Genomic DNA, 15425 nt, shown 5'->3' with positions numbered 1-15425 from the left:
GTCGGGTACCACCCTGCTCGAGGTACTGGCTCTTTTGCGGCAAATGCTCTAAATGCTCTGAGCTGCTAGTACAGGAACACCCCATGACCACACGTGCCGGATTCGTCGCCTTGATCGGAGAGCCCAACGCCGGGAAATCCACGCTCACCAACCAGATGGTGGGTGCCAAGGTGTCGATTGTGACCCACAAGGTTCAAACCACCCGCGCCCGCATTCGCGGCGTGGCGCTCGAAGGTGACAGCCAGATCGTGTTCGTGGACACGCCCGGCCTGTTCCGGCCGCGCCGCCGGCTGGACCGCGCGATGGTGGCCGCGGCATGGGGCGGGGCGGCGGATGCCGATATCATCGTCCTTATGGTCGAGGCGCATCGCGGCATCACGCAGGGCGTGGAAACCATCCTTGAACGGCTCGAAGAGATCAGCACCGGGCGCAAGATCGCGCTCGCCATCAACAAGATCGACCGCGTGAAATCCGAGGCGCTGCTCGCGCTGACCAAGGATCTGAACGAGCGCTTCTCCTTTGCGGAAACCTTCATGATCTCCGCCGAAAAGGGCCATGGCTGTGACACGTTGCGCAAGTGGCTGGCTGAGGAACTTCCCGAAGGGCCATGGCTCTATCCCGAGGACCAGATTGCCGATTTGCCCATGCGCATGATCGCGGCCGAGATGACCCGCGAAAAGCTGACCCTGCGCCTGCATCAGGAACTGCCCTACCAGTTGACGGTCGAAACCGAGAGCTGGGAAGAACGCAAAGACGGCTCGGCGCGCGTGGACCAGATCATCTATGTCATGCGCGACGGGCACAAGGGCATCGTGCTGGGCAACCGGGGCGAAACCATCAAGGCTGTGTCCAAGGCCGCGCGCGAAGAGCTCTCCGAGTTTCTGGGCCGCAAGGTGCACCTCTTTCTGCAGGTCAAGGTGCGGCCCAACTGGCTTGATGAAAAGGAACGCTATTCGGAAATGGGTCTGGACTTCAGCGACGGAAACGCATGACCGCCAAAAGGAACCATGTGACCGAAGCAATCGCACAGAGCACCATCGTGACACGGACCGGTGTCTTGAATGCCGGGTCTATGGCACCGCTAAAGTCCATGACCGCCAGCGCCAGCATGGTTAGCCCAAGAAACCGGGTTCCCTTGGGGGTTTGAAATTGCTCGTTCATCGGTCCTGTCGATCCTCTTGGCTCTTGCGGCCCCCTCGGTATCGGACAGTCTTGCCCAAGGATGGTTACCATGAAGTTAACGGCTGAGTTCTGGGTGCAGGCCTATCTCGCGCGGCTGCGCCTGAATGACATCCTGGCCTTTGTCGTGGCGCATGGCGATGACACGGCGGGTGCGGTTCTGGTCAAGCTCAACACGCTTGACGGACAGGCCAAGGTGTTCCAGCGCAGTTTTGACCTGATGACAGGGGAACGAAACTGGATGGTGCTGGCCGAAGGTGCCGAGGCCGAGGTTGACGCATCATTGGCCCGACAACGCAGCTTTGACACTGATGTCTGGGTGATCGAGGTCGAGGATCGCCGGGGCCGCCACCTGCTGGACGAGCAGGGGCTGTCGGATTGATTCACGGCCGGGCCCTGTTAGATTAACCTTCCGACATCAGGGATCTGACACATGGACTGGCGCGACCAAGGCATCGTTCTTTCCACCCGCAAGCACGGCGAAACTTCGGTCATTCTCGACATGTTCACCGCAGAACACGGGCGCCATGCGGGCGTCGTGCGTGGGGGGATCAGCCGCAAGATGACCCCGATCTTGCAACCGGGCGGGCAGCTTGACGTGGCATGGCGCGCCCGCCTCGAGGATCATATCGGCGCCTACACCGTCGAACCGCTGCGCTCGCGCGCTGCCGTGCTCTCGGATCGCATGGCGCTTGCCGGGCTGAATGCGGTCACGGCGTTGCTGACCTTCTGCCTGCCCGAACGCGAGCCCCATCCCCGGCTTTACGCGCGCACCGAACCGCTCATGGATCTCTTGGGACAGAACGAGATCTGGCCATTGGCCTACCTGCGCTGGGAACTGGCCCTGCTTGAAGAACTGGGGTTCGGGCTTGATCTCACCTCTTGCGCCGTGACGGGCACGACCGAAAGGTTGGTCTATGTTTCTCCGAAATCCGGGCGCGCGGTTTCCGCCCTAGGGGCCGGGGAGTGGGCAGATCGCTTGCTCCCTTTGCCCGATTGCCTGCGCGGCGCTGGCGAAGCGCCGGACACGCAAGTCATCCTGGCCCTGAAAACGACTGGTTACTTCCTCAAGGAAAAGCTGGCGCCCGAATTGGGCCACAAACCTCTGCCGGAAGCCCGCGATAGGTTTGTCGACCTCTTCAGCCGCCGGTCACAGCCGTGAACAGCATCTCGCGCTTGGCGTCATTGCTCAGGATCATCCGAGTTCCCGACACTTCGGATAAGCTCATCTCCTGAAGGGCCGCGAAAAAGCTCTGCTCATCGGCAAGCTTGTCGCAATACATCTCGGTTGCCACAAACCGTTCCAGCGTGAACCACGGGTAGGGCGCGCTCTGGCGGGCCGCAAATTCGTTGCACGGCCCCGTCCCGGCCACTTTGCCATCCGTCGCAAACGAAAGCGTCGCGACATAGGATACGGGCACGCCGTCAATGCGGCTCAACTGCCAGACATGATCCGCGCCCCCATAGGCGGCAACGGTTTCATTGCGCGTACAGGCAGCAGCAAGCAAAAGGGCAGAAAACGTCAGGAACAGGCGCATGGCCTATTCGTAAAGCGCGAGGATCAGGTCGACCAGAGTTCCAAGCGGAGCGTCATTCACTTCTCCGTCACGACGGCTCAGTTCCGCCATGCCAAGATTGGCGGCATAGAGAATGCGCGACAGTTCCGGGTTCGAGAGACCATTTTCGCTGAGCGCGGCGGTCAGCTGGGTCAGGCGCAGATCATCCACCCGCGCCACGGCTTCGGCCACAAAGTCATTGTCATGTGCCCAGGCCCGGATCGCAGGCTCAAGCCGCATGCCATTTGCCGAATCGCCATTGCCGATCGTCGCAATCTGGCTCAGGTGGCGCAGCTTCTGCGCGGCGGTCGAGTCTTCGACCAAAGCGGCCTCAATATCGAGCAGCGCCTGACGTTCCCACTGTTCCAGCATGGCAGCATGGAAAGCCGGTACATCCTTGAAATGCCAGTAAAACGATCCCTTGGTCGTTTTCAGCCGACGTGCCAATGACTCTGCCTTGAGCGCAGCCGGACCCTGCTCCAGCAGGGCGTCGAACCCGGCGGCAATCCAAAGGTCAGGAGAAAGGCGCGTTGCAGTCATGCCCCAAGGGTTACGTTGCGCCAAGTTGTTTTGCAAGTGCAGCATTGTCGCGCTGCATCGCAGCATTTCGCCGGAGCGGCTTTCCTGCATCACCTGTGCGCGCCTGCCTGCGGCACCAATTCCTAACGTGAACTTAAGCGCGCTGAGTTCATTTTGTGATTTACTGCCGAATCCCGGCAGGACACCGACGCAATACCGACGTGATACCGACGCGTTACCGAACCGGGGAAACCGCACGTTTTCAGGAATTTACCCTTTTACATCACAGCAAAACGCATTCGCCCCGCGCAACACCTGTCGGCATCACGCGGGGCGGCATCTTCACTTCCTGTTAGGGAGGCTTAGCCCAGCAGGCGGCGGGCAATCACCTGTGCCTGAATTTCCGCCGCACCTTCAAAGATATTGAGGATACGCGCGTCACACAGGATCCGGCTGATCTGGTATTCCAGCGCGAATCCGTTGCCGCCATGGATCTGCAGCGCGTTGTCCGCGCTGGCCCATGCCACGCGGGCCCCCAACAGCTTCGCCATACCCGCTTCAAGGTCACAGCGCTGGCCGTGGTCTTTTTCCCAGGCGCTGAAATAGGTCAGCTGACGCGCCACCATGATCTCGACTGCCATCATCGCCAGCTTGCCCGCAACCCGCGGGAAGTGGATCAGTGATTTGCCGAATTGCTTGCGGTCATTGGCATACTGCATGCCGACCTCAAGCGCGTTTTGTGCCACGCCGATGGCGCGGGCGGCGGTCTGGATACGCGCCGCTTCAAACGTCTTCATCAGCTGTTTGAAGCCCTGACCTTCGACGCCGCCCAAAAGGTTTTCACCCTTGACCTTGAACCCGTCAAAGCCAAGCTCGTATTCCTTCATACCGCGATAGCCCAGAACCTCGATTTCGCCACCGGTCATGCCTTCGGTGGGGAAGGGGTTCTCGTCGGTGCCCGGCGTCTTTTCGGCAAGGAACATCGACAGGCCGCGGTGGTCGGTCGTGTTGGGATCAGTGCGCGCCAAAAGGGTCATTACATGGGTCCGCGCGGCGTGGGTGATCCACGTCTTGTTGCCCGTAACCTCCCAGTCACCCTCGGCATTTTTGACCGCGCGGGTGCGCAGGCTGCCAAGGTCCGACCCGGTGTTCGGTTCGGTGAATACGGCGGTCGGCAGGATCTCGGCGCTGGCCAGTTTCGGCAGCCACTGCTGTTTCTGTTCCTCGGTGCCGCCCGCTTCGACCAGCTCGGCCGCGATCTCGGAACGGGTGCCCAGCGAGCCCACACCGATATAGCCGCGCGACAGTTCTTCGGATACCACAACCATCGACGCTTTGGAGAGGCCAAGCCCACCATATTCCTCGGGAATGGTCAGGCCAAACACGCCCATCTCGCCCAGTTCCTCGATGATTTCCATCGGGATCAGCTCGTCATTCAGGTGCCATTCATGAGCGTTGGGAATCACCCGTTCGTCGGCATAACGGCGGAACTGTTCTCGGATCATTTCCAGCTCTTCGTCCAGACCGGTCGCGCCAAAGGTCGCGTGGCCCGCGTTGTCCTGCATCAGGTCGACAAGACGCATACGTGCGGCCTGGCTGTTGCCCTGTTGGCATAGGGTCATGATTTCGGGCGCCATCAGGCCGCGGGTCTCGTCCTGCGTAAGACCCAGATCCTGCAGGCGCACGATCTCGTTCTGGCTCATCGGGATGCCGCCATAGATCTGCCAGAGGTATTCACCAAAGGCGATCTGGTGGATCAGCTGTTCCATTTCGCCGAACTTGCCGTCCGACTGAAGGCGTTCGGCCCAGGCCTGCATCTGTTGCAGCGACTGCACGTAGGTTGCCAGCCATGCAAGACCATGCGCGGCCGACTGATTTTCTTCGATCAGCTTTCCGGAAACTTTACCATTTTCGGATACGGTCTCACGTACGCGGTTTTTGGCGGTTTCCAGAATCGCTTCCACCGGGGCTACCGCCGCACCGGTCAGGGAAAGCAAATCGGGGAGAATTACGGCTTTTGTCATCGTCAGGTCCTGTCCATCATGGGCCATGAATCATGTTCCTCTTTTTCTGCAGTGTGACATATTTCTTTTGCAGGTGCAGCGCAACATAAATACGAATGCTGCGCTGGTTTTGTTCGTTTGTTGCGCGTTAAAGATTTTGCGCCCATGGGGTTTACGCCCTATAGCAAACCATGGATGCAATTCTGACCCACCTTGGCCCAGTGCTTCTGGTCTCGTCCCTTCTGATCGCGGTTTTTGCCGGGATCATCAAGGGGATGGTGGGGTTCGGAATGCCCATGGTTCTGGTTTCTGCCCTGTCAACCTTCCTGACCCCTGACTGGGCCCTTGCCGGGTTGATCCTGCCGACGGTGGTGACAAACGGCATGCAGGCCCTGCGTCAGGGACCGCGGGCCGCGCTGCACTCGGTCGTGAGGTTCCGCACCTTTCTTCTGGTCGGCGCGGTGGCGCTGGTGATCTCGGCCCAGTTCGTGCGGGTGCTGCCACAGAACGCCTTCCTGCTGCTTATCGGTCTGCCCGTGACCGCGTTTGCCGCCATGCAATTGTTCGGCGTGACCATCGCCCTGTCCAAACCGTCCCGTCGGGTCGAGGCGGTGATTGCCGCGATCGCTGGCGGGATCGGGGGGGTGTCCGGTGTCTGGGGGCCACCCACAGTGGCGTATCTGACCGCGTTGGGCACCGAAAAGGCCGAGCAAATCCGCGTGCAAGGCGTAATCTACGGGCTGGGCGCGGTGCTCTTGTTCTTTGCCCACATCGGTTCGGGAGTACTGCGCGGTGACACGGCGTTGTTCTCGCTGATGCTGGTGCCCCCTGCGATCCTGGGAATGTGGCTTGGCGGGCGGATCCATGACCGCATCGACCAGGCGACGTTTCGCAAGGCCACGCTTCTGGTGCTCACCATTGCGGGACTGAACCTGATCCGGCGCGCGCTGATTGGCTAGAGCGATCCCCCTTGCCCGCCCTGTGCCACGCGATAGGATGGCGCAACGCCAGAGGAAGGACCGCCTGTGAAACGGATCGAGACATCTATGCGTATCTCGGCGGTCAGCCTCGCGGTGATCGCCACGATTGCCATCGGGTGGGTGCTGAAAGAAGCCCAGCCAATCCTGGTGCCCATCGTGCTTGGGGCGCTGGTCGCGTTTCTCATGGATGGTATTTCCAACTTGCTCTCGCGCATCCCGCTCTATTCCCGGGTCATCCCGGCCTGGCTGCGCATGACCATGGCAACATTCGTGTTGTTTGTCGTGCTGACCGTTGGCGTGGCGTTCTTTGCCCGCAACCTTGAACCGGTCGTGCGCGCCATCCCACAATACGCAGAGTCCCTGTCCGGCATTCTCTCGGCCTTCGCGGCGCGCTTCGACTATGAGCTTGAGGTGACATGGCAATCGCTTGACCGGCTGGTTTTCGACAATGTCGACCTGCAGGCGCTCATTCGCTACACGGTCAATTCGCTCAGCTATTCCGCCGGCTACTTGGCGCTGGTGTTTCTTTATGCCATCCTGTTCCTGATCGAACGTGAAAGCATTGCCACCAAGCTTCAGGTTGTCGTGCCCGATGCGGAAAGCCGCCAGACGGTCTGGCGCACGATCGACCTGATCACGGATCAGATCGGCACCTATTTCACCACCAAAACGCTGATCAATGCCGTGCTTGGCGTGATCTGCTACGTTATCTTCCTGTTGTTCGGGGTCGAGTTCGCGGCCTTTTTTGCCGTGCTGACAGCGGTGTTCAACTATATTCCCTATGTTGGAAGCTGGATCGCGATGGCCCTGCCCATGCTGTTTGCAATCGGCGATTTCGGGTTGGGTCTGAAGGCGGTACTGTTGTTTGGCGCCCTGAGCGTCACGCAATTCGGGGTGGGGTATTTCTGGGAGCCCCGTTTGATGGGGCGTTCCATGAACCTGTCTCCGGTCATCGTGATGGTGTCCCTTGCTGCATGGACCGCGATCTGGGGGCCGATCGGTGCAATCCTTTCGGTGATCCTGACCTCGGGGGTCATGACGATCATGTCGTTCTTCCAAACGACGCGGCCATTGGCGGTTTTGCTGACCAACAACGGTCAGGTTCCCAGCGAAGTGGACGATTGAAACACGCGTCAGGCGGCGTTTACCTTGTCATACCACGCCAGAAGCGCGTCGATATCCGGGGCGACACAGCTCGCTTCACCATCCGAAAACTCTTCAAAAACGGGTGCGTTAAGTGGGTTTGTCCCGGCAATGACCGTGGCGCCGCTGGCCGCAGCTTCGGCCAGAAGGTCGCGAAACCCGCGCCCCTCGGCCTCTTGCTTGCCGAATTTATTGAGCAGGAAAACGTCGTATGACGTTGCCATAGAGCGCTCGACCTCGGCCACCGCTGCGGCCATGGCGTTTGGGTCAAGCCGGCATCCGCGCGCCTCTTTGCCAAGGAACTGCGAAATGCGGATCATGGGACCGTCCGGCAGGACCTGCACATCCATGTCACATTTCTGATCGGTTTCGCAGCCGCTGTTGATCTGGACAATGCCGCGGGTTCTAAGGCCGCGCGCCTCGAGCCGTTGCGCGAGATCGGCCAGCAACAGATCCAGTTCGCCGCGCCCGTGCGCCATGGTGTAAGCAATTTTTAGCATATGTCGTAGATAACCTTGGGTGCTGCCGTGTTCAATCGCGCTTTAACCCCGTGAGCGAACGCGGCAACAGGCGCCCAAGCAGGGCAACAAGAAAGGCGGTGCTGACACCGAAACACAAAATCCCCGTAACGCCGCCAAATGCGCCGAACACGCGGAATGCGATGGGCAGAACAATGTCCCCGTATCCCACGGTCGTATATGTCACCAGGGAAAAGTATATGGCGTCAAACCAATAGGTGATCGCCCCCATGCGCATCAGCGTCCCGGCCCAGATCCACACATGGATCGTATGCGACAGCACGATCATGCCGAACGCGAACAGCACGATGATCGACACGCGCAACGAGGGCAGCCGTTCTTCGAGGGCAACGCCCAGCCGTTCGAGAAGCCGAATGCTCAGAGACAGCATTCCCACGTGAATGACGGCACAGATCCCGAGCAGGACCGATCCCCAAAACAGTTGGTCGATTTGTCCCACGGCCCGCCCCTCTCACCTGATCGTTGACACACAGTAGAGGTGCGGGCGGCAGGGCTTCAAGCCGTGATTTCAGCGTTTCACCGTGCCATCTGCGACCCAACCGTCAAAGATACGCAGGACCGTTTCACAGAATTGGGCGTCATTGATATGTCCGTCTAGCGACACGTAATCGACCGTTTCGGGCATCGCGGCTTCGATCTCTTCCACAAAGGCGGCAAGACCCGCCGCGTCGTGAAGGTCAGCACCGGGCCTATCCCATTCGTTGCAACCGCCCTTGGGCATTATGAAGCTCGTCGGCCCCTTGGCCGTGGCCAGTTTCTCGCAAAGCGCCCGCGCCACGGCGCGGCGCTCTTCGTTATCCAGCACCACAGACTTCAAAAGCCTGTTGTGGTCATGCGCGGGCTTTTCGCTCATCTGGTCGGGGAGCGGTTTCCAGCCCACAAGGTCAACCAGGTCATAACAGGCAGGGGCCACGATCTGCGGAGTGGCGCTGGCCCCGGCATTTGTCAGCCGGTCGGCCCCGGCAGACAGTCCACCCATCAGGTGGTTGCCCACCTCCTGCGTCGCAAAATCCATGACACAGGCAAAGGCCCCCTCTGCAGCCAAGGACTCAAAGGCCCTCCCGCCCATTCCTGTGGCGTGGAATACGGCCACCTCAAACCCACGCTCTTCCAGCGCGGGTTTGAGTGTGACCATATAGTGTAGAATGGTCTTTCCAAACGAAGTCATGCCGATCAAGGGCTTGTCCCCTTTGGGTTTTTCCACGGCGCGGGCCGCGCCCAAAACGGCACCCGCCGCCTGTGACAGTGACGATTTGCAGACCGAGTTAAGCCCGTAGAGACCTCCGGCCCACAGGATCATCTGTATATCCGCCGCAAGTCGTTCCGGCGGCAGAAGCTGTGAGAAGCTTACCGTCGAGACCACGTACTTCGGGACACCTAGCGGCAGCGCCTGGCACACGTCCAGCGCCAGGTCGGTCCCCATGGTGCCGCCAAGCACGACAACGCCATCCACCTTGCCTTCGTGATAGAGCCGCAGAGCGAGGAGCGACGCGCCTTGTGCCATGATCTGCATGGCGATGTTTTCGTCGCCCGAGTCGATTGCGGCCTGGATCGAGCTGTCGCCCTCTTCGGCGACATCATGTTTCGAATAATCCGTCGGCTGCGAGGGATCGCCCAGCACGCTCACATCCATCGACAGCACGTTGCCGCCCTGACTCCGGATACAGTCGCACATATAGTTCAATTCATCGTCCTTGGTATCGTAGGTGCCGACAACGAGAATGGTTTTTTCCTGGCTCATGATGGTCTCCCTTCCAGGTATGTATTGGCCAAGCCCGTGGCCCTGGCGATCATTCTTTTCGAGCGGGTCTCGCCGCCGGGTTCATTCAGGCGCGGGATGATCCAGCCCACGTAAGTCAAGGCGCGCAATAGAAGCATGAGATCAAGCTCCTCCGCCGAGATGGCACGACGCGCGGCGTATCCGTCTAGCAAGGCGTTGCGCAAATCGGGAAAATCCCGGCGTTCGAGGTAGCGCAGCAGAAATGTCGCAAGTTCGAAAGAGCGGTATCCGATCGCGCAATCGTCAAAGTCGAGAATGCCAAGACCATCGTTCCACAGCAGGATGTTCTCGGTCAAAAGGTCCGCATGGATCAGGCCTTCATCGGCTTCCAGAGCATGAAGGTCTCGAGAGGCGCGGGAGCGGGTCTTCAGCAGGAGGTTTTTTTGGTCTGGTGAAAGGTGCGGGTGTTCCCAGAAGCGCCCCCAAAGAGGATTTTCCCCTAATAGGGCGTCCGCGGTCCAGTTGGGGCGGACAAAGGCATTGGGACAGCCCCAGTTGTCGGTGAGATCGTGAAGGCGCGCCATTTCTCGCCCCACCATCCGGGCGATCTGTGTGGGGGAACCCTCACTAATCTCCGAGCCCTCTCCGATTGGCGTGCCGTCGAGCCATGTCAACAGGCTGGCGTGGATGGTCCCAAGTTTCGCCAGGTATGAGCCGTCGTGGGTCGGGATTGGTGCAGGGACGTGCAGGCCTTGACGGGACAGGTACATCATCCAATCGAGTTCCGAGACCAGTTCGGGCGTCGTGCGATAACCCGGGCGGTGCAGGCGTAGTGCGTATTTCGTTGTGCCCTGTCGCACAGCGTAGACATGGTTCTCGCGTTGCGCGAGCAGTGAGAAGTCTGCCCCCTGCAAACCCCAGAGAGGCAGGGCCTGTTGCACGACGGGATCGGTCATGGAGCAAGCGGCGTTTCGGTCAGCGCCTCGTCCAGACGCTCCAGCATCAGATCCGCGTTCTCTCGTGAAAACGGAAGCGGCGGGCGGATTTTGAGAGCATTATAGTGGATGCCAAGAAAGTTCAGCAGAACGCCTTTGCGGCGCATCGCGTTAGCAATTTGTTTGGTGAAGGCTGTGGCAGGTGCGCGCGACTCTCGGTCGAGGACCAATTCAGCGCCGAAGAACAATCCCGAACCACGCACATCCCCTATGCAGGAGTGGGTTTCCGCCAATTTGCGCAACCCGTCGCGGGCATAGTCGCCGACGGCGCGCGCGTTTTCCATCAGGCCTTCGTCGTGCACGATACGCAAAGTTGCCCGGGCGGCGGCGGCAGAAACGGGGTTGCCGCCAAAGGTGTTGAAATATCGAAAGTTCTTCCGGAATGCCGCCATGATTTCAGGGCTGGTGACGACGCCGCCAACCGGGTGTCCGTTCGCCATGGGTTTGCCCAAGGCGACGACATCAGGCAGGAACCCTGCCTTCTGGTGCCCCCAGAAATCAGTGCCGAGACGGCCAAAACCGGGCTGGACTTCGTCAGCGATGATGATGCCCCCCGCCTTGCGCACGGCGTCAATCGCAGGCCGTAGAAAGCCCTTTTCCAGTGTTGGGAAACCTTCATTGGCGAAGTAGGGACAAATAATGAGGGCCGACAGTTGATGCCCGCGCTCCTGAAGCTCCGCAATGGCGCGCTCGATTTCTGCGGCAAAAGCTTGCGCGTGGGCCTGTCCACCTTCGCCGCCCAAGGGGCGATAGCTGTCAGGTGCTGGGACAAAGGCGACATTGTTCCAGCGATCGGGTGGCGGATTGGTGCATGAGAGTTGCGACACCGCCATGGTATTGCCGTGATAGGTGTGATCGGTGGCAATCACACCGGTGTTGCCGGTGATGCCCTGCGCCATGCGCAGAGCAATGTCGTTTGCCTCGGACCCCGTGCAGGTCATGATGGCGGTGTTGAGCGGGTCGTCGAATGTGTCGGTCAGGTCCTCGACATAGTCCAGAATGCCTTCGTGCAGATAGCGTGTGTGGGTATTGAGGGTGGAGGCCTGTTTGCAGATTGCCTCGACAACTTTCGGATGGCAGTGCCCCACATGGGGGACGTTGTTATAGCAATCGAGGTACTGTCGCCCGTCTGCGTCCCAGACCCAAACGCCTTCGCCGCGCACGATATGAACGGGGTCGTCGTAGAATGTACTGACATTGGGGCCGAGCAGTTTCGCGCGGCGGTCAACCAGTGTTTGCGTCGCGGTCATAGCTTGATCCAGGCGGTTTTCAGGTCGAGGTATTTGTCCATCGCATGCAGGGACTTGTCGTGCCCGTTGCCCGATTGCTTCATCCCCCCCAGCGGCACGGTCGCGTCTGCGCCTCCGTAAGTGTTCACGTGCACCACGCCCGACCGGATGCCCGCAACCATGTTGTGCGCGCGGCTGAGATTGCTGGTCCAGACTCCGGCGGCAAGACCATAATCGGTGCCATTGGCAAGGGCGAGGGCCTCGGCGTCGGTTTCGAAGGTCTGCACGCTCAGTACCGGGCCGAAGACCTCGTTCCGCGCGATCCGGTCTTGCGGCCCCACATCGGTGACAATGGTGGGTTCCATGTAATAGCCACCGGTTTCCTCAAGGATGCGGTTGCCGCCAAGCGCGATGGTGTTGCCCTCGCTGCGGGCACTGTCGATGAAGCCAAGGTTGCCCTCCAACTGTCGCAGGGAGTTTACGGCCCCGACATTGGTCGTGAGGTCAAGCGGATCGCCAACCTTGAGTTGACGGGCATGATGCGCGACGCGTTCGACAAAGGTGTCATGAATGCTCTCTTCGACCAGAAGACGCGACCCGGCGACACAGACCTGTCCCGAGTTTCGGAAAATCCCCCCGGCAGACACCATGGCAGCCTCTTCGAGGTCCGGGGCGTCGGCAAAAACGATATTGGGGGACTTTCCCCCAAGCTCCAGATAGACCCGCTTGAGATTGGACCGGGCGGAGTATTCCAAAAGGCGGCGCCCCACCGGGCCGGAGCCGGTGAAGACCAGCACATCGACATCCATCGACATGGCGAGGGCTTCACCCGCGACGGCGCCAGAGCCGGTCACCACGTTGAGAACTCCTTCAGGCACCCCGGCTTCGGCGGCCAGTTCGGCCAGTTTCAGAAGCGAAAGCGACGCAGTTTCGGCGGGCTTGAGCACAACGGAGTTGCCTGCAGCCAAGGCCGGGGCCAGCTTCCACGCGCCGATCATCAGCGGGAAATTCCAGGGCACAATGGCACCGACCACGCCCACGGGTTCCTTGTGGACGAGGCCCAGAGTTCCAGGCGCCGTTGGGGCGATCTCACCGTATATCTTGTCTATCGCTTCAGCGTAGTAACGGAATGTGCCCGCGGCTGATCCAGGCTCCGCCTTGAGCGCCATATTAAGTTCGGTGCCATTGTCACGCACACCCAGTACCGCCAGTTCCAGCGCGTGTTTCTCAATCAGGTCCGCCAGCCGGTGCAGAACCCTTTTGCGCGCGGCAGGGGCAATGCGCGACCAGCGGCCATCTTCAAAAGCCGAGCGGGCGGCGGCAACAGCGCGATCCACATCGGATGTCGAAGCGCCCGCAAGCGTTGTCAGCGTTTGTCCGTCGATCGGGGATTGTACTTCAAGTGTTTCTCCCGAACCTTCCTGCCACGTTCCCGCAACAAAAAGCTTTTGCGGCGGAAGAGGTGCATGCCGAAGTTCGTCGATGCGTGCTTGGTCGACCATTTGGCCTCCTTGAGGTCTTTGCGGTCCTTCAGGACGCGTATGAAATGCAGAATGAGAACGCCCACAATCATCAGGAACAGGATCATGGCGATGGGGCGATCAATGAAGTCGAACGGAGTTTTGACCCGTGCCATGCCGGCGCGTAGCTTCACCTCCATGATGCCGCCCAGAACCATGCCGAGGATGATCGGGACTGCCGGAAGTGACAGGCGTTTCAGGACAAATCCGAAGATGCCGAATGCCGAGGCAATCAGGCAATCCGTAACCGAGTTGCGCAAGGAATAGACCCCGACAAAGCTGAGCACGAGGATGCAGGCGCCGAGGAAACGGTTGGGGATTTTTACGACCTTGATCAGGTGGTTTGTGGCAAAGAGCAGAAAAACCAGCACCAGCACGTTGAGCAGAAGAAGCGCAATATAGAGCGCGACGACAAAGTCCATCTGGTTCTGGAACAGTTGCGGGCCGGGCACCACGTTGTGCACGTAGAATACGCTGAGCATCATCGCCGTGAGCGCTTCGCCCGGGATGCCAAGCGCAAGCAGCGGAACCATGGCGGCGGCCGGTACTGCGTTGTTGGCCGTTTCGGCAGCAATCAGGCCCTCGGAAGAGCCGTGGCCGAAATCCTGCGGGCGTTTTGAGGTTTTCTGGGCGTAGGTGTAACTCAGGAACTGTGCCGTGAACTCACCGACGCCGGGGATCATGCCCATGAGGACGCCAAACGTGCCCGAAACGCCTGCGACACGGGGGTGGCGGGCCAGTTCCCGTAAGCCTTGGAACAGCCCGCCGCGCAGTTTTGTGATGCGGGTTTTTTCGTCCTCGCCCTGTAAGAGATAGAAGGCCTGGGACAGGGCGAAAAGGCCGAGTACGACCACGATCAGGTTGACGCCGGAAGACAGGAATGACTGATCAAATGTGTAGCGTTTAGAGTATTTGACCGCTTCGAGTCCAACTGTGTTGAGGAAGATGCCGAAACAGGCCAGCGCGGCGGCGATCAACGATTGGCCGCGATGGGCAATGACCACAAGGATGATGCCAAGGAGCGCGGCGAGAAAGATCTCGCGGCTGCCGAACATGGGGGCGATCTTTGCAAGGATCGGGGCAAACAGGATCAGGCAGACTACCGAGAAAACACCGCCGAAAAAGGATGCGGAATAGGCCAGTGACAGGGCACGGCGGGCTTCGCCGCGCGCTGTCATGGGGTAGCCGTCATAGGTGGTCAGGGCGTTGACGGCCGTGCCGGGGGTGTTGATCAGGATCGCGGGGATCGAGCCGCCATACATCGAGCTGCCATAGATGCCAAGTAGCACGGTCAGACCGACGATCGGGTCCATCGAAAACGTCGCAGGCAGCAGGATCGCAATGGCAACGGCCGGGCCGACACCGGGGATAGCGCCAATCAGAACGCCGCCCACGGATCCCGCAAGCAGGGCAAGCAGAACGTCCCAGCGGGCAAGAATGTCGATGGAGGAAAGAATGAGGTCCATGGCGCGCCTTTACAGGTTCAGGATAAAGAAGCTGCGCAGCGCGCTGGGCAGGTATTCATAGATCAGGCCACCGGGGATCTTGACCTGAAGCAAGGATTTGAACAGCACCACGACGAGTGTTCCGAAGGTCGCCGCCACCCACAGCATGCGCTTGTCACGATAGCCAAGGCGCCAAGTGATAATGGGCATGAAGATCATCGTTGTTGGTAGGTAGCCGATGATAGGGACCAGCAGAACATAGAGCAGGAACCAGCCAACCCATTCAATCGCAAGGAACCAGATGCGCCATTCGCGGTAGTCCATCCGGTCAAACCGGCGGCGTGGCAGCTTCCAGAGATGCAGCCCTCCGAACACGACCATGCCGATCAGTCCGACCGCAGGCCAGAAACGGGGCTGGGCAAAGAACTTGGTCCGTTTGACCCACTTTGTCTGCTCGCCGATCTGGGACAGCAGAAGCAGGGCCACGACAAAGAACACGATGGCAAATATCAACTGGCCACGTAGCGGGCCGGGGAAGCGTTTTTCCTCGAGTGAACTCATGTCGGCGGTCCCTTGGATGCAAAGAGGGCCGGGGTT

At 60.0% G+C, this 15425-nt stretch carries 17 protein-coding genes; 5 read left to right on the top strand and 12 right to left on the bottom strand.

Going from position 1 to position 15425, the window contains the following annotated elements:
- Nucleotides 1-83 precede the first annotated feature (83 nt).
- A complete protein-coding gene (era, locus tag BMZ35_RS05135; RefSeq protein WP_093091492.1) occupies nt 84-992 on the top strand; it encodes a GTPase Era in 909 nt (302 codons plus the stop codon).
- On the opposite strand, the gene BMZ35_RS05130 is transcribed toward era, so the two are convergent.
- Nucleotides 973-1161 carry a hypothetical protein gene (locus BMZ35_RS05130; RefSeq protein WP_093091490.1) on the bottom strand — a complete coding sequence of 63 codons (189 nt, stop codon included), beginning with the start codon at nt 1159-1161 and terminating at the stop codon, nt 973-975. The two genes, era and BMZ35_RS05130, sit on opposite strands and share 20 nt — an antisense overlap.
- Before the next feature lie 70 nt (nt 1162-1231).
- Here BMZ35_RS05130 and BMZ35_RS05125 point away from each other — a divergent pair, with 70 nt between their 5' ends.
- Together BMZ35_RS05125 and recO are read left to right on the top strand one after the other, a co-directional pair.
- Nucleotides 1232-1561, top strand: a complete 330-nt coding sequence (locus tag BMZ35_RS05125; protein ID WP_093092588.1) for a DUF1491 family protein — start codon at nt 1232-1234, stop codon at nt 1559-1561.
- A gap of 51 nt (nt 1562-1612) precedes the next feature.
- Complete coding sequence (gene recO / locus BMZ35_RS05120) at nt 1613-2341, top strand: DNA repair protein RecO (protein WP_093091488.1); 729 nt, start codon at nt 1613-1615, stop codon at nt 2339-2341.
- Here recO and BMZ35_RS05115 read toward each other — a convergent pair.
- The 3 genes from BMZ35_RS05115 to BMZ35_RS05105 all read right to left on the bottom strand — a co-directional run bounded on the left by BMZ35_RS05115 (nt 2319) and on the right by BMZ35_RS05105 (nt 5305).
- Nucleotides 2319-2717 (bottom strand): META domain-containing protein, encoded by a 399-nt coding sequence (locus BMZ35_RS05115; RefSeq protein ID WP_093091486.1) that lies wholly within the window; start codon nt 2715-2717, stop codon nt 2319-2321. The two genes, recO and BMZ35_RS05115, sit on opposite strands and share 23 nt — an antisense overlap.
- A 3-nt stretch (nt 2718-2720) precedes the next feature.
- Complete coding sequence (locus BMZ35_RS05110) at nt 2721-3275, bottom strand: TetR/AcrR family transcriptional regulator (RefSeq protein WP_093092586.1); 555 nt, start codon at nt 3273-3275, stop codon at nt 2721-2723.
- A gap of 341 nt (nt 3276-3616) precedes the next feature.
- On the bottom strand, nt 3617-5305 hold the full coding sequence (locus BMZ35_RS05105) for an acyl-CoA dehydrogenase family protein (RefSeq protein WP_093091484.1): 1689 nt from the start codon (nt 5303-5305) through the stop codon (nt 3617-3619).
- A gap of 143 nt (nt 5306-5448) precedes the next feature.
- On the opposite strand from BMZ35_RS05105, the gene BMZ35_RS05100 reads away from it, so the two are divergent.
- Nucleotides 5449-6216: a sulfite exporter TauE/SafE family protein gene (locus BMZ35_RS05100; RefSeq protein WP_093091482.1), complete on the top strand. Its 768-nt coding sequence runs from the start codon at nt 5449-5451 to the stop codon at nt 6214-6216.
- 66 nt (nt 6217-6282) lie between these two features.
- Entirely contained in the window at nt 6283-7362 is a 1080-nt protein-coding gene (locus BMZ35_RS05095; protein WP_131814329.1) for an AI-2E family transporter, read from the top strand.
- Nucleotides 7363-7370: 8 nt separating this feature from the next.
- On the opposite strand, the gene BMZ35_RS05090 is transcribed toward BMZ35_RS05095, so the two are convergent.
- The 8 genes from BMZ35_RS05090 to BMZ35_RS05055 form a co-directional block, all read right to left on the bottom strand.
- Nucleotides 7371-7880, bottom strand: a complete 510-nt coding sequence (locus BMZ35_RS05090) for a DUF2478 domain-containing protein (RefSeq protein ID WP_093091478.1) — start codon at nt 7878-7880, stop codon at nt 7371-7373.
- 31 nt (nt 7881-7911) lie between these two features.
- Nucleotides 7912-8358: a potassium channel family protein gene (locus tag BMZ35_RS05085; protein WP_093091476.1), complete on the bottom strand. Its 447-nt coding sequence runs from the start codon at nt 8356-8358 to the stop codon at nt 7912-7914.
- A 69-nt stretch (nt 8359-8427) separates the two neighbouring features.
- Nucleotides 8428-9660, bottom strand: coding sequence for a Tm-1-like ATP-binding domain-containing protein (locus tag BMZ35_RS05080; protein ID WP_093091474.1), 1233 nt, complete (start codon nt 9658-9660; stop codon nt 8428-8430).
- A complete protein-coding gene (locus tag BMZ35_RS05075) occupies nt 9657-10595 on the bottom strand; it encodes a phosphotransferase enzyme family protein (protein WP_093091472.1) in 939 nt (312 codons plus the stop codon). Before BMZ35_RS05075 ends, BMZ35_RS05080 begins: the two co-directional genes overlap by 4 nt.
- Nucleotides 10592-11884 (bottom strand): aspartate aminotransferase family protein, encoded by a 1293-nt coding sequence (locus BMZ35_RS05070; protein WP_093091470.1) that lies wholly within the window; start codon nt 11882-11884, stop codon nt 10592-10594. Before BMZ35_RS05070 ends, BMZ35_RS05075 begins: the two co-directional genes overlap by 4 nt.
- Nucleotides 11881-13248 carry an aldehyde dehydrogenase gene (locus BMZ35_RS05065; RefSeq protein ID WP_093092584.1) on the bottom strand — a complete coding sequence of 456 codons (1368 nt, stop codon included), beginning with the start codon at nt 13246-13248 and terminating at the stop codon, nt 11881-11883. Before BMZ35_RS05065 ends, BMZ35_RS05070 begins: the two co-directional genes overlap by 4 nt.
- Nucleotides 13230-14849 carry a tripartite tricarboxylate transporter permease gene (locus BMZ35_RS05060; protein WP_093091468.1) on the bottom strand — a complete coding sequence of 540 codons (1620 nt, stop codon included), beginning with the start codon at nt 14847-14849 and terminating at the stop codon, nt 13230-13232. Before BMZ35_RS05060 ends, BMZ35_RS05065 begins: the two co-directional genes overlap by 19 nt.
- 9 nt (nt 14850-14858) lie before the next feature.
- Nucleotides 14859-15389 carry a tripartite tricarboxylate transporter TctB family protein gene (locus BMZ35_RS05055; protein WP_093091466.1) on the bottom strand — a complete coding sequence of 177 codons (531 nt, stop codon included), beginning with the start codon at nt 15387-15389 and terminating at the stop codon, nt 14859-14861.
- Between the last annotated feature and the right edge of the window lie 36 nt (nt 15390-15425).

The sequence above is a fragment of the Shimia aestuarii genome, from assembly GCF_900114635.1.
Classification (GTDB): domain Bacteria; phylum Pseudomonadota; class Alphaproteobacteria; order Rhodobacterales; family Rhodobacteraceae; genus Shimia; species Shimia aestuarii.
Note: the sequence above shows the minus strand (reverse complement) of the source record. Positions and strands in the feature narration are given on the sequence as shown.